Origin of the sequence: Oryzobacter faecalis, from assembly GCF_046764005.1 — a bacterium.
GTDB classification, from domain to species: Bacteria; Actinomycetota; Actinomycetes; order Actinomycetales; family Dermatophilaceae; genus Oryzobacter; species Oryzobacter faecalis.
This window is the reverse complement of record NZ_JBKOFW010000002.1, coordinates 115,213-132,066: the sequence shown is the minus strand read 5'-3', so window position 1 is coordinate 132,066 and position 16,854 is coordinate 115,213. Positions and strand designations below refer to the sequence as shown.

General features: G+C 75.1%; 18 protein-coding genes. 9 read left to right on the top strand and 9 right to left on the bottom strand.

Translation table 11 applies throughout. From position 1 onward, the window contains the following. Window positions 1-55: 55 nt before the first annotated feature. The 3 genes from ACK8HX_RS04525 to ACK8HX_RS04515 all read right to left on the bottom strand — a co-directional run bounded on the left by ACK8HX_RS04525 (window position 56) and on the right by ACK8HX_RS04515 (window position 1,797). Window positions 56-511 (bottom strand): DUF1294 domain-containing protein, encoded by a 456-nt coding sequence (locus ACK8HX_RS04525; protein ID WP_411939472.1) that lies wholly within the window; start codon window positions 509-511, stop codon window positions 56-58. A gap of 210 nt (window positions 512-721) precedes the next feature. Then, entirely contained in the window at window positions 722-1,306 is a 585-nt protein-coding gene (locus ACK8HX_RS04520; protein ID WP_411939471.1) for a methylated-DNA--[protein]-cysteine S-methyltransferase, read from the bottom strand. After that, window positions 1,303-1,797 (bottom strand): RNA polymerase sigma factor, encoded by a 495-nt coding sequence (locus tag ACK8HX_RS04515; RefSeq protein ID WP_411939470.1) that lies wholly within the window; start codon window positions 1,795-1,797, stop codon window positions 1,303-1,305. Before ACK8HX_RS04515 ends, ACK8HX_RS04520 begins: the two co-directional genes overlap by 4 nt. Window positions 1,798-1,963: 166 nt before the next feature. Between ACK8HX_RS04515 and ACK8HX_RS04510 the strand changes: the two genes are divergently transcribed. The 5 genes from ACK8HX_RS04510 to ACK8HX_RS04490 are packed head-to-tail and all read left to right on the top strand — an operon-like array spanning window position 1,964 to window position 6,497. After that, window positions 1,964-2,815 (top strand): glycerophosphodiester phosphodiesterase, encoded by an 852-nt coding sequence (locus ACK8HX_RS04510; RefSeq protein ID WP_411939469.1) that lies wholly within the window; start codon window positions 1,964-1,966, stop codon window positions 2,813-2,815. Window positions 2,816-2,825: 10 nt separating this feature from the next. After that, the gene (locus tag ACK8HX_RS04505) at window positions 2,826-3,344 is read left to right on the top strand and encodes an ATP-binding protein (RefSeq protein ID WP_411939468.1); all 519 of its coding nucleotides are present in this window, start codon (window positions 2,826-2,828) and stop codon (window positions 3,342-3,344) included. A 23-nt stretch (window positions 3,345-3,367) separates the two neighbouring features. After that, entirely contained in the window at window positions 3,368-4,252 is an 885-nt protein-coding gene (locus ACK8HX_RS04500) for a DUF5926 family protein (protein WP_411939467.1), read from the top strand. Continuing rightward, window positions 4,252-4,995, top strand: coding sequence for a glycosyltransferase (locus tag ACK8HX_RS04495; RefSeq protein ID WP_411939466.1), 744 nt, complete (start codon window positions 4,252-4,254; stop codon window positions 4,993-4,995). The genes ACK8HX_RS04500 and ACK8HX_RS04495 overlap by 1 nt, the downstream gene beginning before the upstream one ends. Further along, window positions 4,980-6,497 carry a hypothetical protein gene (locus ACK8HX_RS04490; protein WP_411939465.1) on the top strand — a complete coding sequence of 506 codons (1,518 nt, stop codon included), beginning with the start codon at window positions 4,980-4,982 and terminating at the stop codon, window positions 6,495-6,497. The genes ACK8HX_RS04495 and ACK8HX_RS04490 overlap by 16 nt, the downstream gene beginning before the upstream one ends. Here ACK8HX_RS04490 and ACK8HX_RS04485 read toward each other — a convergent pair. Beyond that, window positions 6,415-8,607: a hypothetical protein gene (locus tag ACK8HX_RS04485; protein WP_411939464.1), complete on the bottom strand. Its 2,193-nt coding sequence runs from the start codon at window positions 8,605-8,607 to the stop codon at window positions 6,415-6,417. The genes ACK8HX_RS04490 and ACK8HX_RS04485 overlap by 83 nt on opposite strands. 173 nt (window positions 8,608-8,780) lie before the next feature. On the opposite strand from ACK8HX_RS04485, the gene ACK8HX_RS04480 reads away from it, so the two are divergent. Genes ACK8HX_RS04480 through pheA form a run of 3 tightly spaced genes read left to right on the top strand, consistent with a single transcriptional unit; the run spans window position 8,781 to window position 11,480 of the window. Beyond that, on the top strand, window positions 8,781-10,109 hold the full coding sequence (locus ACK8HX_RS04480; RefSeq protein WP_411939463.1) for a glycosyltransferase 87 family protein: 1,329 nt from the start codon (window positions 8,781-8,783) through the stop codon (window positions 10,107-10,109). A gap of 10 nt (window positions 10,110-10,119) precedes the next feature. Next, window positions 10,120-10,551, top strand: coding sequence for a DUF4446 family protein (locus tag ACK8HX_RS04475; RefSeq protein WP_411939462.1), 432 nt, complete (start codon window positions 10,120-10,122; stop codon window positions 10,549-10,551). Then, on the top strand, window positions 10,548-11,480 hold the full coding sequence (gene pheA, locus ACK8HX_RS04470; RefSeq protein WP_411939461.1) for a prephenate dehydratase: 933 nt from the start codon (window positions 10,548-10,550) through the stop codon (window positions 11,478-11,480). The genes ACK8HX_RS04475 and pheA overlap by 4 nt, the downstream gene beginning before the upstream one ends. 8 nt (window positions 11,481-11,488) lie before the next feature. On the opposite strand, the gene ACK8HX_RS04465 is transcribed toward pheA, so the two are convergent. From ACK8HX_RS04465 to ACK8HX_RS04445, 5 genes are all read right to left on the bottom strand, one after another. Next, window positions 11,489-12,292 carry a hypothetical protein gene (locus ACK8HX_RS04465; RefSeq protein WP_411939460.1) on the bottom strand — a complete coding sequence of 268 codons (804 nt, stop codon included), beginning with the start codon at window positions 12,290-12,292 and terminating at the stop codon, window positions 11,489-11,491. A 115-nt stretch (window positions 12,293-12,407) separates the two neighbouring features. Then, complete coding sequence (locus ACK8HX_RS04460; RefSeq protein WP_411939459.1) at window positions 12,408-12,923, bottom strand: GNAT family N-acetyltransferase; 516 nt, start codon at window positions 12,921-12,923, stop codon at window positions 12,408-12,410. A 16-nt stretch (window positions 12,924-12,939) separates the two neighbouring features. Then, window positions 12,940-13,431: an META domain-containing protein gene (locus ACK8HX_RS04455; RefSeq protein ID WP_411939458.1), complete on the bottom strand. Its 492-nt coding sequence runs from the start codon at window positions 13,429-13,431 to the stop codon at window positions 12,940-12,942. A 5-nt stretch (window positions 13,432-13,436) separates the two neighbouring features. After that, entirely contained in the window at window positions 13,437-14,555 is a 1,119-nt protein-coding gene (locus ACK8HX_RS04450) for a 1-acyl-sn-glycerol-3-phosphate acyltransferase (protein WP_411939457.1), read from the bottom strand. Window position 14,556: 1 nt separating this feature from the next. Continuing rightward, window positions 14,557-15,384 carry a patatin-like phospholipase family protein gene (locus tag ACK8HX_RS04445; protein ID WP_411939456.1) on the bottom strand — a complete coding sequence of 276 codons (828 nt, stop codon included), beginning with the start codon at window positions 15,382-15,384 and terminating at the stop codon, window positions 14,557-14,559. A 43-nt stretch (window positions 15,385-15,427) separates the two neighbouring features. On the opposite strand from ACK8HX_RS04445, the gene ACK8HX_RS04440 reads away from it, so the two are divergent. After that, on the top strand, window positions 15,428-16,822 hold the full coding sequence (locus ACK8HX_RS04440; RefSeq protein ID WP_411939455.1) for an HAD-IB family hydrolase: 1,395 nt from the start codon (window positions 15,428-15,430) through the stop codon (window positions 16,820-16,822). The last annotated feature ends 32 nt before the right edge of the window (window positions 16,823-16,854 follow it).

The window sequence follows — 16,854 nt, the reverse complement described above, 5'->3', positions numbered from 1 at the left end:
ACCCCCGGCGCGACCGGACCTCACCCGCTGGCGGCCCACCTACCAGGCGGACGCGTCAGCCCACGACGGGGAGCGCCGGCTGCGCGACGGCGAGCCAGGCGACGAGCGCAGCGCTGAGGACGGCCGTCAGCCAGAAGACCGTCCGGAACGGCTGCTTGCGCGTCTTGTGGCGGAACGCGTGCCGGGCGACGAGGCCGCCGGGCCAGCCGCCGAGGAGGTCGAGCAGGTGCAGGGTCGACTCGGGGATCCTGCGGTCAGCCCGCTGCGCCGCGGCCTTGTCGAGCCGGTAGAGACCGGACGACGCCAGGCTCGCGCCGACGACCAGGGCGAGGACGAGGAGCGGCAGCCGCCCGACCGCCGCGAGCGCGGCGACCGACCCCACGGCGACGAGGGCGACCCCGAGGGCGGTGGTCGTCCCGGACCCGCGGGACGACGGCGCCGTGCGGGGACGGCCGGGCGGGCGGGGTGCACGGGGTCCGGAGGGTCGGCCCGGACGGTTGGCTCGGCTCACGACGTCATCATGGCGTCGAGCATGGGAGCGGCGACACCCCGAACGCCCCGCGGCTCGATGCCATGAGGCCCTGACGGCGGGCCCGGGGCGCATGGCGGCCACCTCCGCCGAATGCCACCGAACCTCCGTCGTGACTCCCGATATCGGGTGCCCGGACGGAGGTTCGGTGGCACGCGGCCCTGCTCCGGCCCCCGGGCGCGGCCGATGCCGTCAGCCGGCGGCGTGGGCCGCCTCGAGGGCGAGGAGGTGCTCCTTCGCGGCCGCGCCGCCCGCGTACCCGCCGACCCCGCCCGACGCGGGCAGCACCCGGTGGCACGGGAGGACGACGCACAGCGGGTTCGCGCCGAGGGCGGTGCCGACCGCCCGGGCAGCGCCCTCGTGGTCGGTGGCCGCGGCGAGGGCGGCGTAGGTGGTCCGTTCGCCGTAGCCCACCCGGGCGGCCAGGCCGCCGAGGACGTCGCGCTGGAACGGCGTCGCGAGGACGAGGTCGGGCCTGACGTCGACCGAGCGGGCCCGCCCCGCGAGGTAGGCGTCGAGGGCCCGGCGTGCCTCGTCCGTGGCGCCCGCGTGGCGCAGGACGCGCGGGCTGACGGCTCCGGCCAGCCGGACCAGCCAGCGGTCCTCGGCCGCGCGCTCGGGGACGTAGGCGCACGTCACGACCCTGCCGTCCTCGCGGACGGCGACGAGGAGACGCCCGACGGCGGTGTCCTCGACGGTGTACGAGACGTCGGTCGGGCCGAGTCGTGGCGGCCCGGCGAGCGGGGGGTCGAAGGTGGTGAAGGGGTCGGTGCTCATGACGGGTCCTGGGGAGGGTCGGGGTCGACGAGGTCGAGGCGGAGGGTGGCGACGGCGTCGCTGACGAGGCGCCGCGACATCCCCGGGGATGTGCCGAGGGCGGCGGCGATGGCGCGGTGGTCGAGGTCGGCGACGAACCGGAGGACGACGGCCTCGCGCTGCCGTTCGGGCAGGGCGCCGACGAGTGTCCAGAGGGAGCCGTCCGGCGCCTCGGGCGGGGGCAGCCAGGGTGCCTCGGCGAGGGCCGCCGGGTCGTCGTGGGGGGTCGTCCGGCGGGCCGTGCGGTGGTGGTCCATCGCGCACCGGTGGGTGATGGTGAGCAGCCACGAGCGCAGGTTCCGCGCGTGGGTGAGCCGGGGGTAGGCGGCCAGCGCCTGGGTCCACGCCTGCTGGGCGACGTCGTCCCCGTTCCCGGGCGCGAGGGCGTGGGCGAGGCGGGCGACGTCGCGCCAGTGCTCGTCGACGAGGTGCTGGAAGGGCGGCAGGCTCACGGTCGTCCAACGGTAGGGCGTCGTGGTGTGTGAGCCGCGCGCGCACCCTCCCCCTCCTCGGGTCGTGTGCCGGGAGGGCTGCCGGGGCGGCCACCTGGGCACACGACCCGGTCCGGGGGCCGGAGTGTCGTGGGTTCAACCATCGCGTCGGGGGAACAATGGGGACGTGGACGTCGAGGACCGGGCGCCGGAGCCCCAGCGCTCGCCGACGCCCCCCGTCCGGCGGCGCCCGCTCGTCATCGCCCACCGCGGCGCGAGCGACGAGGAGCCCGAGCACACGCTCGCCGCGTACCGGAAGGCCTTCGCGCACGGCGCCGACGGCGTCGAGTGCGACGTGCGGCTCACGGCCGACCACCACCTCGTCTGCGTCCACGACCGCAAGGTCAACCGCACCAGCGACGGGAACGGTGCGGTGTCCGCCCTCGAGCTCGCCCGCCTCGAGGAGCTCGACTGGGCCTCGTGGAAGCGCCGGCACGACGAGTCGGAGGTACCCGAGGCCGACCCCGAGCGCGGCCACCTGCTCACCCTCCGCCGCCTCCTCGACACCCTCGTGGACACCGGGCAGGAGGTCGTCACCCTCATCGAGACCAAGCACCCGACCCGGCACGGCGCCGACGTCGAGCACACGCTCGTCCAGGCCCTGCGCTTCTTCGACCTCGACGGTGGAGACCAGCCCGGGCGGCCGCACGTGCGGGTCATGTCGTTCTCGCGGCGGGCCCTCCTGCGGGTCCACAAGGTGGCCCCGAAGGTCCCGCTCGTCTACCTCGTCGAGGCCGGGCTGTCGGCGCTCGCGTGGGACGGCGTCCTGCCCAAGGGGATCGGCGCCGTCGGCCTCGACGTCCGCCTGCTGCGCAAGCGCCCCCAGCTCGTCTCCGGGCTGCGACGACGCGGGTGCCAGGTGTACGTGTGGACGGTCGATGACGAGGACGACGTCGAGCGCTGCCTCGAGCAGGGGGTCGACGTCATCATCACCAACCGTCCCGCGATGGTCATCGCCCGCGTGGCCCGATCGGACTAGGTTTGGGGACGTGACTGCGCACACCTCCACCACGGACGACGACGACCTCGGGGGCGTCGCGACCGCCGGGCCCGGCGAGACCGGGCTCCTCGTCAGCGAGACGCCCGGCCCGGGCGCCGACAGCATCATCTGCACCCTGCGCGCCCCGCACGAGCCGGCGTCGGTGGGCAAGGTCCGCAAGGAGGTCGTCGCCGACCTGCAGCAGCGCGACCTCCCCGAGCAGCTCATCGACGAGGCCGAGATCGTCGCGTCCGAGCTCCTCACGAACGCCGTCCGCCACGCGCGGCCGCTCTCCGACGGCACCATCCGCGTCCGCTGGAAGATCCGCGGCGACGTCGTCGAGGTCGAGGTCACCGACGGCGGCGGCGAGAACGTGCCGCGCCCGGCGCCCCGGTCGGTGTGGCTGTCCTCGGGCCGCGGCCTGCGCATCGTCCGCTCCGTCGCACACGAGTGGGGTGTCACCGAGGACCGCACGGGCAACGTCGTGTGGGCCACCCTGGGCGGGCCCAGCCGCCGCCGCGCCACCTGAGCGCTCCCACTAGGGTGGCGCGCATGGGCAAGGCTTCACGACGTCAGCGCGCCGCCGACACCGCTCGCCGGTCCCGACCCGCACCGGTCCCGTTCGAGCGACGCCCCTTCGAGGGCCTCGCCGGGGAGACCGACTGGGTCGCGCTGCGTGAGATCCTCCCGGCCGCGACGGCCACCGCGACGGTGCGCCCCGAGCACGTGCCCGACGGTGCGCCCTCCGAGGTCACGGTCGCGACCGTCCTCCCGCTGGCGTGGCCCGGGCTGCACCGCGCCGACGGCACGGTCTTCATCGGCACCCAGTCGGGCAACGCGAGTGGCGACCCGTCGCGCGACCTCGCCGCCCAGGTCCTCGCGGCGCTCGCCGCCGACCCCGGCGTCCCGGTCGTCACCGTCCCGCAGGTCACCGCCGACAGCCCGCGCCTCCAGGACGTCCTCGTCGAGGGCTCGTTCGACGTCACCGTCCACGAGGGCTTCGACTTCTGGGTCGGCGACCAGGAGCTCGAGGGCGATGCCGCGGAGTCGCTGGCCCGCGCCAACGAGACCGTCGTCCCCACCTCCCGGATGGCGGCGCTGCCCTCGGCGTACTGGGTCCGCATCGGCGACCGCGCGCACATCCGCCTCGTCCTCCCCGATGACGAGGACGCCGCCACCGACGCGCTCGCCCGCCTCCACGCCGCGGGCGAGGACGGCCTGGGCGGGGACACCCGCCTGCTCGGGGCGTTCCGCGCGTGCGGGCTCCTCGTCCCCGTCTGGGACCTCGACCCCGAGCTCGGCGCGGACGACTACGAGGACGCCCTCACCGCCTGGCACGGCCGCTACACCGCCGCGCTGGGGTCCGGCGCGGCCCTGACCGCGGAGGAGCGCCGGGCCCGGTCCGGGCTGCTCAGCCGACAGGTCACCCTCCGCTGATGTCCGCGCTCGCGGCGCGGGTCGCGGCCGTCGTCCCCTGCAAGGACGAGGCCGACCGGATCGCCGCGACCGTCGCCGCCCTCGCGGCCCTGCCGCAGGTCGGACGGGTCGTCGTCGTCGACGACGGCAGCACCGACGACACCGCCCGGGTGGCCCGGGAGGCCGGTGCGGAGGTCGTCAGCCACCCCCGCAACCGGGGCAAGGCGGCGGCCTTGGAGAGTGGCATCCGCCGGGTCCGCGACCTCGAGGCCGCCGAGGCGTCCCGCGACCGGGGCGAGGCGTGGCGCGCCCCGCTCCTCTTCGTCGACGGCGACCTCGAGGCGACCGCGGCGAACCTCGGCGTCCTCACCGACGCCGTCCTCGCCGGCGAGGCCGACATGACGATCGCGACCCTCCCGGCGCAGCTGACCGCCGGCGGCGGGCGGGGGCTCGTCGTCAACCTCGCCCGCGGCGGCATCGAGCGGCTCACGGGGTTCCGTGCGGTTCAGCCGCTGTCGGGGATGCGGTGCCTGAGCCCCCGGGCCCTCGACGCCGCGAGCCCGCTGGCGCGCGGCTGGGGGGTCGAGACCGCCCTGACCGTCGACGTCCTGCGCGCCGGGCTCACCGTCCTCGAGGTGCCGTGCGACCTGCAGCACCGGGTGAGCGGCCGGGACTGGCGCGGGCAGGTCCACCGGGCCGAGCAGTACCGCGACGTGTGGCTCGCCCTCGTCCGGCGCGGCTGGCGGCCGTGGCAGCGGGGCTGACCCGCCCCACCGCACCACCCGGCACCGACCGCGTCCGGGTGGCCCTGCTCGTGGTCTCGACCGCCCTGCTCCTCGCGGTCGGGCTCACCGCCCCGAACGCAGCCCAGCCGGACCTCGGCCCGCGCGGCTGGGTGCCCGGCACGCTCGTCCCGGTCGGGTTCGGCCCGGCCACGGTCACGGGACTCCTCTGGGCGGCCTACCTCGCCGCCGCGGTCGCGGTCGTCCTCGGGCTCCGCTCCGGCACGGGGCCGCTCCGCTCGTGGCGCGTCCCCGGTGCACTGGGGGTCCTCGCCCTTCTCAGCGCGCCCTTCGGCTCGGCCGACCACGTCAACTACGTCGCGTACGGCCGGATCCTCGTCACCGGCGGCGACCCTTGGGTCGAGCGGCCCGTCGACTGGGGCGGCGGCGCCGACCCGGTGACGAGCCGGGTCGAGGCCCCCTGGACCGAGGAGGCGAGCGTCTACGGGCCGTTCGGCACCCTCCTCCACGGCCTCTCGGCCCTCGTCGGCGGGGAGAACCTGCGCGTCGGCGTCTGGGTGTGGCAGGTGCTCGTCGTGCTCGCGTGGCTCGCCCTCCGCTGGGGGCTGCGCCGCGTGCTCCCGGAGGACGCGCACGGCCGGGTCGACGTCCTGTGGACCCTCAACCCGCTCGTCCTCGGCATCGGGGTGCTCGGGGCGCACATCGACGTCGTCGCGGCCGCCCTCGTCGTCGCCGCCGTCGCTGCGGCCGTCGCCGGACACCACGTGACGACCGCCCGTGCCGCGGCCTCGGGAGTGCTCGTCGCCCTCGCCGGCTCGACCAAGATCACGTACGCCGTCGTCGCGGTCGGGCTGCTCGCCGCGTGGTGGGCGACGGGGACGAGGGGCGCCGCGTGGGCCCGGGCCGCGGCCGCCCACCTCGTCGGGTTCGTCCTCGCAGGGGTCGCCCTCCACGCCTGGGCCGGTCCCCACGTCTACGACCAGCTCGTCCGCAGCCGGCAGGCGGTCTCCCTCGCGACGCCCTGGCGCCCACTGCTGGAGTGGGGACGGGGAACGGTGGGCAACAGCGAGATCCGCCTCCTCATCAGCATCGCCGCCGCCGTGCTCGCGGTCGTCCTCGCGCTCTGCCTGCTGCGGCTGACGCGCCCCGTCGACCGCGGGGCTCCGGGGGTGGTCGCGCTCTGGGTCACCGGCTGCCTGGCGCTCGCGTACTCGCTCGCCGCGCCCTACGCGCTGCCCTGGTACGACCTGCTCGCGTGGGGCGCCCTGCCCGCCCTCGTCGCCGGCCCCGTCGACGTCCTCGCCACCTTGCGCCTCACGGCGCTCGCGGTGGCCTACGTCCCCGGGCGGGTCGTCGGGATGACGCCCGGCGTCGAGGAGGTCACGCTCGGCGTGCGCCGCGGTGTCGTGCCGTGGGTGGGACTCGCGCTGTGGCTCGCCGTCATCGTCGCCGGCGCCCGGCCCGGGTCGTGGCGTTCGAGCGCGCCTCCTCGACGAGGGCGTGGAGCGCCACCGACACGATGAGCGGCACGGCGAGGGTCGCACCCACCGCCGGGATGGCGACGCCGGAGTCGTTGACGAGGAAGCCGATCGTCAGGGCGGTGAGGAGCGCGAGGAGGCCGGCCCGCAGGGTCGGCGCCTGCTCGTAGGAGCGGCGCATCGCTCGCGACCCCCACGACGTCGGCCGCGCCATAAGGTAGATGACGAAGAGCAGCGCCGCCGGCACGAGGAGGGTCAGCGGCATGTTCGACGTGAGGATCGACCAGTTCTGCTCCGCCTTGCGGATGACGATGTCGTCGGCCGTGCCGTCGAGGAGGGCCTGGACGAAGTTGCCCAGGTGGGTGCGGCTGCCCGGGCCGCGCAGCCAGTCGACACCCGCGACGAGGAAGAACAGCCCGACGACGCCGACGCCGATGAGGAGCGCACGCTTCCACGTCAGCCTCAGGCCGAGGACCGCCAGGACGAGGTAGGCGACGGCCGGCACGAGGGCGGGCGGGCCACCACCGTCGGCGCCCCAGAAGGGCGCGCCGTCGACGAGGACGGCGAACCCGCCGAGGACCGCGACCGTGATGGCGGCCGCCCGGCGCCGACCGCGCAGGACGAGCCAGGACGACACGGCGGTGGCGAGGAGGATCGTGGCCGTGGCGTAGAGCGCGAACGTCGGGTTGCCCATCCCGTAGAACCGTCCGGCGACGACCGGCTGCAGGCCCATGAGCGAGGACAGCTGCAGGCGCGCCCCCGTCATCACGTCGGCGCTGAGGACGAGCACCGTCACCCCGGAGACGAACGCCATCGGTCCGAGCGACCAGCGCGACCACGGACCCCGCAGCGCCGCGGTGGCGATGAGCGCCACGAACAGGCCGACCGACGCCACGACCGAGAGCATCGGGACCGGGAAGCGCCACCAGGGGACGAGGTTGGCGAGGAACGTCGACACCGGCACGGCGGCCGCGAGGACCGCGACGACCCGGACCCGCTGCAGGACGGTGACCCGGGTCTGCTCGGAGCCCAGGCGCCCCTTCCACGCGAGGAGGACGAGGAGGTAGATGACGAGCTGGCCGTAGGCGAAGACCGTGAAGAACGGCTCGACGAGGCCGTGGACCTCGTGGCTCGCCTCGTCGTAGTCGATGAGCCCGGTGAGCCGTCCCTCGGCACGGCGCTCGGAGTTGTCCGGGGCCGCGTCGGTGGTGAGGGCGGACCCGCCGAGGCCGGGCGGCACCGGCAGGCCGACGGCCGAGAGCACCGTCGCCGTGACGTCGCTCGACTGCGCCAGGCCGACCTGGCGGGTCGACTCGGACTCGAGGAGGCCGGGTCCGAAGTGGGGGCCGCGGAGGACGACGAGACGCAGCCGCTCGCTGCGCCCGGCGTCGGAGAGCGAGGCCACGACGTAGTCGGCGCCGTTCGGGCCGGCCTCGACGACCTGGCCGATCCGGGCGTCGATCTCGCGCAGCTGGTCCTCGCGCGAGCCGGTGCCGGACTCGCCCTCGGCGACGTCGTCGGGGTCTCGCACGGACCCGACGTCGACGAGGGTCACGGGGCAGGCGTTGAGGTCCTCGAGGAGCCGGGTCGAGTCGAACGGGACCGCCTGCTCGGCGCTGCCGTCGGAACGGGCCGCGCCGAGCGCGGCCCACGGACCGACGGCCCGCACGCAGACGCCCTCGGCGGCGGCCGTGTCACCGAGGAGGCCGAGCCTGGTGTCGAACCGCTCGGCCTCCGCCGCCTCCTCGATCTCGTCCCAGCCCTGGACGCGGCCGCCCACCACCTCCGGCGCGGGCGTGCACGCCCGGTCGACGGGGTTGGCGGCGGTACCGGGGCGCGGGACGGCGGCGCGTCCTCCGGAGCCGAGGGCGAGCCAGCCGTCGGCGGGGCAGGTGTTCGAGCTGACCGAGCGCACCGACAGGGCCGCGGACGACCCGTCGCGGAGCATGAGCCAGAGGTTGGGCGTCGTCTCGCGGGAGACGTCCGACCAGCTCACGCCGCCGGTACCGAGGACGACCACCGCGCCGGACGGCTCGTCGGACGGGGCGCCGGTGGTGGCGGCGCGGGCGTCCGTGGGGAGGGTCCCGAGACCGACGAGGAGAGCCACGACGACGGTCGCCAGGGCGACCGTGACGGCGAGGGCTCTGCGCAGCACCCGCCAAGGCTACGAGACGAGCCGGGGCGACCCGACCGGTACCCGCAGGTCGCCACCGGTCGGGGAGGGCAGGGCTGGGACGGCGGGGCGCCGACGCCGCCCACCCACACCCCGGCCGAGGCCCGGGTGCGGGTCGGTGCCGTCCGGGAGGTCGCGACCCGGACAATGGACCGGTGAGCACGACGACCCCGAGCCGGGCCCCGCACGCCGGGCGACGCCGCGTCCCGCCGGTCGGGCCACGCGCCCAGTGGGCGCTCGCCGTGCTCCTCGTCGTCGTCGCGTCCCTGCCCGTCGTGCTGCGCTACCTCGTGTTCTGGCCGCTCGACCAGTGGCAGGTCGACGTCCAGGTCTACCGCGACGCCGGCGTCTCGATCCTCTACGGCCGGCCGGTCTACTCGACCCTCACCGAGGCGCCGCAGCTCCTCCCGTTCACCTACCCCCCCTTCGCCGCGCTCGTCGCGGTCCCGCTGGCGTTCCTTCCCTTCGGCGCGGTCGGCTGGCTGTGGACCGCCGCCCAGGTCGGCGCGACCGCAGGCATCACCTGGTACGCCGGGTACCGCCTCATCCACCGTGCGGGGGCCTGGGTGCCGCTGGCGTTCGCCGCCCTCGTGGCGCCGATGCTGTGGCTGCACCCGGTCGGTGACGGCATCCGGTTCGGGCAGGTCAACGCGTTCATCGTCCTGCTCTGCCTGCTCGACCTGCGCGACCCCCGCCCGCGCCTCGTGCGCCGGGTGCCGCAGGGCGTCCTCGTCGGGCTCGCGATGGCCGTCAAGCTCACCCCGGGCGTCTTCGTCGTCCACTTCCTCGTGACGCGGCGGTGGAAGGAGGCCGTCACGGCGGTCGCGACCGCGGCCGGGGTGACCCTGGCGTCGTGGGTGGTCCTGCCGCAGGCGTCGTTCGCGTTCTGGGGTGGTGCGCTGCAGGACCCTGCCCGGCTCGGGCCGAACGCGGGAACGGCCAACCAGTCGATCCGCGCCGCCATCCTGCGCCTCGGTCCGGACGGGCTGCCGGGCACGGCGCTGTGGCTCGTCCTCGTCGCGGCGGTGGGGTGGTTCGGCTTCCGCCTGGCCCACCGGCGGTACCTCGAGGGTGACTCCGTCGGAGAGGTCGCCGTCGTCGGCCTCCTCGCGTGCCTGCTGTCGCCCGTCGCGTGGGTGCACCACTACCACTGGGTCGTCGTCGTCGTGTTCGCGCTGCTCGGCGCCGACCCGTTGCGCGAGCGGTGGCGCCTGTGGGCGGGCCTCGGCATCACGGTGTTCTTCACGATGCGCCTGCCGTGGTGGGGGATCGACTGGCTCACGCACCGAGACTGGCCGCAGTGGCCGGGGGTCGCCCTGCGGAACGCGGACGTCTTCGGCGGCCTCCTCGCCCTCGTCCTCCTCTGGTGGGTCGGGCGCGACCGGGCACCATCGTCCACCAGGGCGATCTCGTCCCCCGTCGTCCCGGCCGGAAACCGGGGGCGCGATGGAACGGCGCGGCGGCAGTGGAGGGTGAACGCCTAGCCTGAGGCGCATGTCCCTGGCCCTGCACCCGTTCGAGGCACTGGTCCTCCTCGTGCCGTTGGTCCTCCTCGTCGGGGCGATGGCGGTCGCCGTGGTCCTGCTGCGGCGCAGCGCCGACCTCGGGCGCCGGGTCGCGGCCCTCGAGGCCCACCGACCCGCCGGCGACGCCGACCTCGCGGCCCTGCGAGCCGACCTCGGCCAGGCCCTGCGCCACGTCGCGGTCGTCCGCTACGACGCCTTCGGCGACATGGGCGGGCGGCTCAGCTTCAGCGCCGCCGTCGTCGACGACCGCGGCGACGGGCTCGTCATCAGCTCGATCCACGCGCGCGGCGAGTCGCGCACCTACGCCAAGGGCGTCGTCGGCGGGTCGTCGGACGCGACCCTGACCCCCGAGGAGCAGCAGGCCCTCGCGGCAGCGCGCACCGGTGAGGAGACCCCGTGACCCGCTACGGCTACCTCGGACCCGAGGGCACCTTCACCTCGATGGCGCTCGACGCCTGGGCCCCCGCGTCCGCCGAGGGCGCCCAGCGCGAGGCCTTCGGGTCGGTCGACGCCGCCCTCGCGGCGCTGCGGGCGGGCACGGTCGACGGCGCGATGGTCCCGATCGAGAACTCGGTGGAGGGCGGGGTGTCGGCCACGCTCGACGCCCTCGCGAGCGGTGAGCCCCTCGTCGTCACCGGCGAGGTCCTCGTGCCGGTGACCTTCGTCCTCGCCGCGAGCTCGGGCACGACCCTCGAGGACGTCCGCGCCGTCGGCACCCACAGCCACGCCTGGGCCCAGGTCCGCGGCTGGATGGCGGCCCACCTCCCCGAGGCGGCGTACGTCCCCACGCTCTCGACCGCGGCGGCCGCCGAAGGGCTCGAGCACGGCCCCCAGCCCTACGACGCGGCCGTCTGCGCCCCGGCCGCGGCCCGCCTGCACGGGCTCGACGTCCTCGCCGACGGCATCGGCGACACGAGCACCGCGGTCACCCGGTTCGTCCTCGTCGCCCGACCCGGCACCCTGCCCGAGCCGACCGGCGCCGACAAGACGACCGTCGTCCTCTTCCAGCGCGACGACCACGCGGGCGGCCTCCTCGAGCTCCTCGAGCAGTTCGCCGCCCGCGGGATCAACATGACCCGGCTCGAGTCGCGGCCGACGAAGGAGTCGATGGGGTCGTACTGCTTCTCCATCGACCTCGAGGGCCACGTCCTCGACGAGCGGATCGGCGAGGCGCTCATGGGGCTGAAGCGGATCTGCGCCGAGGTGCGCTTCCTCGGGTCCTACCCGCGGGCCGACCGGCAGCGCGCGGTCGTCGCGCCCCTCACCGGGGACGCCGACTTCGCCGCCGCCCGCTCGTGGCTGCAGTCGATCCGCACGGCTCGCTCCTGACCCCGGGGTCAGACCTCGACGCCGTGGTCACGGAGCTCCTGCGTCATCACGGCGCGGGTCCGGGCATCGAGTGCCTCGAGGTGGGCGCCGAGCACGGTCCGGTCGAGGGGCTCGCCACCGAGGTGGGACTCCAGTGCCAGCAACGCCAGCGCGAAGCACCGGATGCGTCGACGGGCCATGTCCCGGCGCGGGTCGCCGTCGTCCTCGGCGACGGCCATCAGTGAGGACAGGGGAGCGAACCACCGAGCCAGGTCCGCGTCGGAGTCGAGGCCACGGACGAAGTCGATGTAGCGCAGGACCAGCGGCTCCGTCCCCCCCGACGCGACCGCCTCACCCATCGCGATCTGGTCGAACTTGAGGATCTCGGGCAGGCCGTGCGGCCACCCGTCCGGCACCGGTCCCACGAAGTCGCGGCCCGACAGGACCTTGGAGGTGAGGTAGAGGGGCTCGCGAAGGCGCCGTGCCCTGCTGGAGCGCGGTGAGGCGTTGAGGAACGCCTCGGTGTCGACGCGGTCGAACCAGTGGAGGTACACCCCCACCGTGTAGAGCAGCGACGTCCGGAAGTACGCGGACTCCGAGTACCAGCGCCAGTCGCCGTACGTGAGGTAGGTGCTGAGCCGAGAGCCGACCCGGCCGGTCGCCTGCAGGAGGGGGTTCGAGAGCTCCCTGACCGCCATCGCCTCTGTCGCGCGACGTGAGAGCCGCTCGGCGAGGTAGGTGTCGAAGAGGAGCTTGAAGCCCGCGCCGACGACGCCGGCCACGAGGAGCCACAGCACCGAGTTCTGGTCGATCGACCGCTGGAGGGCGTCCACTCAGCGCTCCGTGCCGGTGACGTGGTCGAGGCTCTCGCGCAGGGGCACGACCGAGAGGATCCCGCGCGACCGGGAACCCCGTCAACGGATCCGCCCGACGCCGTCGCGCGATCCCTCATGGCCGCCGCTCGAGCCAGACGAGGTGGCCCTGCTCGTCGTCGGTCTCGCCGGCGTCGGTGAAGCCGGCCCGTCGTCCGACGGCCAGCGACTCGGCGTTGTCCGGTGCGGCACGGATGACGAGGCGCGCCACCGCCGGTCCCCGCCCGCTCGCGAGGCGCGCCGCGAGGAGGACCGCGCGTGTCGCGGACCCGCGCCCGCGCCACGGCGGGTAGAGCGCGTACGTGAGGTTGACCTCGCCCTCGCGCAGGTAGTCGAGCCCTCGCTGGATGCCGACGACGCCCGCCAGCAGGTCGGACGCGACGTCGCCGACGCCCAGGTCGACCACCGGGCCCTCGTCCGCCCAGGCCGCCGCGTTCGACGCGAGCCAGTCGCGCACCCGCTCCGGCGGCGCCACCCGCCCGCCCGACAGCCGGTCGACGATGAGGGCGTCCGAGCCGGCCACGTGCGCGTCGAGGTCGTCGACCGTCAGCGGGCGAAGGGCGACGACCCCGTCGGTGGCGAGCTGCGTCATCCTCCGACCGTACGGGTCAGGCGGGCGCGTCCTCCTGCTCCAGGCCGAGCCAGTGGTCCGTCCCGTCGACCTGCCAGCTGAGGGAGAGGTAGGGCCCGGAGAGCTCGAGCCGGGGGGTGGCGCCGACCATCGCGAACAGCCAGGCCTCCTGGTCCGTGCGCGCCGGCTCGCAGCCCATCTTCGTCGACATCATCGGTCCGGCCACCAGCCTCGAGTCCTCGACCGCCACGGTCCCGCGGCCGTCGTTGCAGCCGGTCTCGACGACGAGGGTGCCGTCCGAGAAGCGCAGCCGCACGTCACCGACGACCTCCTTCGGGGCTCCCGTCCAGTTGACCGCCCTCCACGACCCGTCGAGCTGCCCGAGGTCCTCGACCGGGACCGACCCGTTGGCGTTGTCGCCCGCGGGGCCGCCCACGGTGGTCGCGACGAGCACCCCCACCGCGACGGCGGCGACGACCGCGCCGATCGCCAGCAGCGTGCTCGTGCGGGTCGTCGTCGTGCGCGCCATCGCGGTCACCTCTCGGGTCGGGGGCCGTCGCCCGCCGGGTCGGATGCGCCGGGGTCGGTCCAGGTTCCGGCGACCGGCTCGTCCCCGTGGCCCGGCGGCTCGTGCCCCTCCGGCCACGGACCGGCGTTGGCCGTGACCCAGGCGTCGACCTCGCTCCACCGGGCGTCGAGCCAGGCGGCGAACTCGTCCTGCGAGTCCGGGACGTCGGCCGCGGGGTAGGTCCACGTCTTGACGAGGAACGGGCGGTCGGTGAAGGGCAGGGCGGCCCAGACGAGCCGGGCGCTCGACAGCCGGCCCAGACCGGCGTGCGCGATGACCATGACGTCGGCCCCGGGCGACGCCGACCGCGCGGCCCACGCCCCCCGGGCCATCGGGGGGAGGACGTGGCGCAGCTCCTGGGCCCGCCGGGCCCGGGCCTCGTCGCCGCGCTGGCGCAGCCGTTCGATGATCTTCAGCCGCCGTGAGGGGGTCCAGTTCTGGCCCTCCGGGAAGATGAGGAAGACGTCGTCCGGGCCGAGCGTGGACGCCATCCGGCGCACCCCCTCGAGCCGGTCGTTGCCGGGCTTCGACGTCGCGGGGACGAAGAACGAGTCGAGCCGGGTGAGGATCGTGTCGAGTCCGGGGTCCCACCGCAGCGACTCGGCGAGGACGATGCGCGGCAGCCTCCCGGCGGTGCGCGCGAGCAGCCAGGCGACGGCGAGGGAGTTGAACGGACCGGCGTGCCGGGCGAGGGCGATGAGGGGGCGGCCCTCGGTGCCGAAGTGCATGCGGTCGGTGAGCCGTACGTCGAGCCCGAGCCAGCGCCGCGCGTAGTACATGAGCGAGTCGAGGAAGCTCGAGAGGAGCTGCTCGTGCGAGCGCCGCCAGCCGGCGTCCGTGCGGTCGGGGTGCTTCGACCCCAGCGCCCAGCACCCGACGAGCATCCGGATGTCGACCCAGAGGAGGAGGACGGCCGCGCACGACGCGCGGAACACCTTCGCCTTGCGGTCGGCCGCGACGAGGAAGGACCCCACGACGACGACGGGCGCGAGCAGCCCGGTGACGATGACGGCGACGACCGGCCAGACGACGTGCATCGCCTTGCGCGCGAGGGGCGGTGGAGCCGGGATGCCTCGGGCGCCCACGTCAGGCCACCCCGCCCAGGTAGTCGGCGGTCGCGGCGTGCGCCTGGTCCATCCGCTCGCGCATCCGCGCGGCCCGGGCCCGGGTGATCGACAGGTTGGGTGTGTCGCTCGTGCCGCTCGGGAGGACGTGCAGCTCGACGTCCTCGGGCACGGTCTCCATCTCGTGGACGAACCGGTGCCGACGTGCGATCTCGAAGGCGACCATCCCGACCTCCCAGGGCTTCGTCGGTGGCACGAGGGGCTGTTCGACCCGCCCCACCTGCAGCACGAAGATCCGCGTTGCCCCGAGCGCGAGCGCCCGCCCCACCGGGATCGAGTGCACGAGACCGCCGTCGAGGTAGTGGCGCCCGTCGATGACGACCGGGGGGAACAGGCCGGGGACCGAGCACGACGCGACGACCGGGTCGGTGACCCCGCCCTCGGAGAACCAGTGCCCACCGGCGTCCTCGATGCACGCGGCGACGCACTGGAACGGCACCTCGAGCTCCTCGATCGTCGTCACCGGGAGGTAGCGCTCGATGACGTGGCGCAGTGGCGCGTTCGACAGCAGGTGCGTGCGGTAGCGCGCCACCCGTGCGGCCTGGCGCACCGGGTTCTCGAGGAAGACCCCGTCGCGGACGACGGCCTCCCAGACCTCGGCCAGCCGCTCGGCGCCCTCGGGACCCGGGTCGGCCGCGACGAAGGCGCCGTTGAGCGCTCCGATGCTCGTGCCGAGGACGAGGTCGGGCCGTACCCCGGCCTCAGCGAGCGCCCGCACCATCCCCACCTGCGTCGACCCCAGCACACCACCGCCGCCGAGGACGAAGGCGGTGAGTGGCGGGCGCGGCATGGGGCCAATGTATGCCTGCGCCCGTGGCCGGTAGCCTCCATCCATGGGCGGCGCGGCGATCTTCGACCTCGACCGCACGCTGCTCCAGGGCGGCACCGGACCGCTGCTGTCGAGGGCGATGTACGACCTCGGCGTCGTGACGCGAAGGCTGCCGGGGGAGCGGGTCCTCTACTCGTTGTTCGACACCCTCGGCGAGAACCTCCCGTCGATCGTCCTCGCGCGCAACGCGACCCTCGTCGCTCGCGGCCGTGAGGGGACCTCCTTCGACGAGGCCGCGATCCGGGCGGCCGAGACGATCGCCGGCGTCATCCACCCGTTCGCGCTCACCCTGATCGAGCAGCACCGCAAGGCCGGGCGGCCGGTCGTCCTCGCGACGACGACCCCGTTCCACCTCATCAAGCCGCTGGCCGACCGGCTCGGCTTCGACCACGTCATCGCCACCCGCTACAACCTCACCGAGGACGGCCGCTTCGACGGTTCTCTCGCAGGGAGATTCGTGTGGTCGCGGGGCAAGCTGGCCGCTGTCCGCGAGTGGGCCGCCGAGCACGACGTCGACCTCGGCGACTCCTTCGCCTACTCCGACTCGATCTACGACCTGCCCCTCCTCACCGCCGTCGGCCACCCGTCGGCGGTCAACCCGGACCCGCGCCTCGCGGTCTACGCGGTGGCCCGCGGGTGGCCCATCGTCCACTTCGACGTCTCCCCGGGGGTCCTCAAGGTGCCCGTCCTCGGCATCGAGCTGCAGCGCCTGCTCTTCCTGGCGATGCCGCCGCTCGCAACGCCCTACGCGCGCTTCGACATCGGCGGCACCGAGAACATCCCGCGCACCGGTCCGGCCATCCTCGTCGGCAACCACCGCTCCTACTTCGACATCCCGGCGATGATCCAGATGATGCGGCCCACCCGTCGCACCGGTCGGATCCTCGCGAAGAAGGAGCTCTTCGACGTGCCCGTCGTCGGGGCGCTCGCGGCGGCGCTGGGCGGCATCCCGGTCGACCGCACCCGGGGCGGTGCGGAGTCCTTCGAGCAGGCGGTCGTCGCGCTCGAGGGCGGGGAGATCGTCTGCGTGCTCCCGCAGGGGACGATCCCGCGCGGACGGGCCTTCTACGACCCGGTCCTCAAGGGCCGCACCGGTGCCGCGCGCCTGGCCGCGCTCACCGGCGCCCCCGTCATCCCCTTCGGCGTGTGGGGGTCCGAGCACGTGTGGCCGCGGTCCTCGCCGGTGCCGCGCGTCCTCAACGTCACCGACCCGCCGACCGTGCGGGTCCGCGTCGGGTCGCCCGTCGAGGGGCTCACCCTCGGGCCGCGGTCGGCCACCGCCGACACCCGCCGGATCATGGACGCCATCGTCGGCTGCCTCCCGCCGGAGGCCCGCGAGGAGCGCGAGCCCACCGAGGACGAGATCCGCCTGGCCACCCCCGGCGGCGGCTCGCGCTGACCTCGGCCTGAAGCGCGTGCCACGGCGGAGAG

Bases quoted from the DNA above. Each gene is read 5' to 3' on its own strand.
- ACK8HX_RS04520 (WP_411939471.1), bottom strand. From the start codon at position 1,306: ATGAGCACCGACCCCTTCACCACCTTCGACCCCCCGCTCGCCGGGCCG.
- ACK8HX_RS04500 (WP_411939467.1), top strand. From the start codon at position 3,368: ATGGGCAAGGCTTCACGACGTCAGCGCGCCGCCGACACCGCTCGCCGG.
- ACK8HX_RS04495 (WP_411939466.1), top strand. From the start codon at position 4,252: ATGTCCGCGCTCGCGGCGCGGGTCGCGGCCGTCGTCCCCTGCAAGGAC.
- ACK8HX_RS04475 (WP_411939462.1), top strand. From the start codon at position 10,120: ATGTCCCTGGCCCTGCACCCGTTCGAGGCACTGGTCCTCCTCGTGCCG.
- ACK8HX_RS04460 (WP_411939459.1), bottom strand. From the start codon at position 12,923: ATGACGCAGCTCGCCACCGACGGGGTCGTCGCCCTTCGCCCGCTGACG.
- ACK8HX_RS04455 (WP_411939458.1), bottom strand. From the start codon at position 13,431: ATGGCGCGCACGACGACGACCCGCACGAGCACGCTGCTGGCGATCGGC.
- ACK8HX_RS04445 (WP_411939456.1), bottom strand. From the start codon at position 15,384: ATGCCGCGCCCGCCACTCACCGCCTTCGTCCTCGGCGGCGGTGGTGTG.
- ACK8HX_RS04440 (WP_411939455.1), top strand. From the start codon at position 15,428: ATGGGCGGCGCGGCGATCTTCGACCTCGACCGCACGCTGCTCCAGGGC.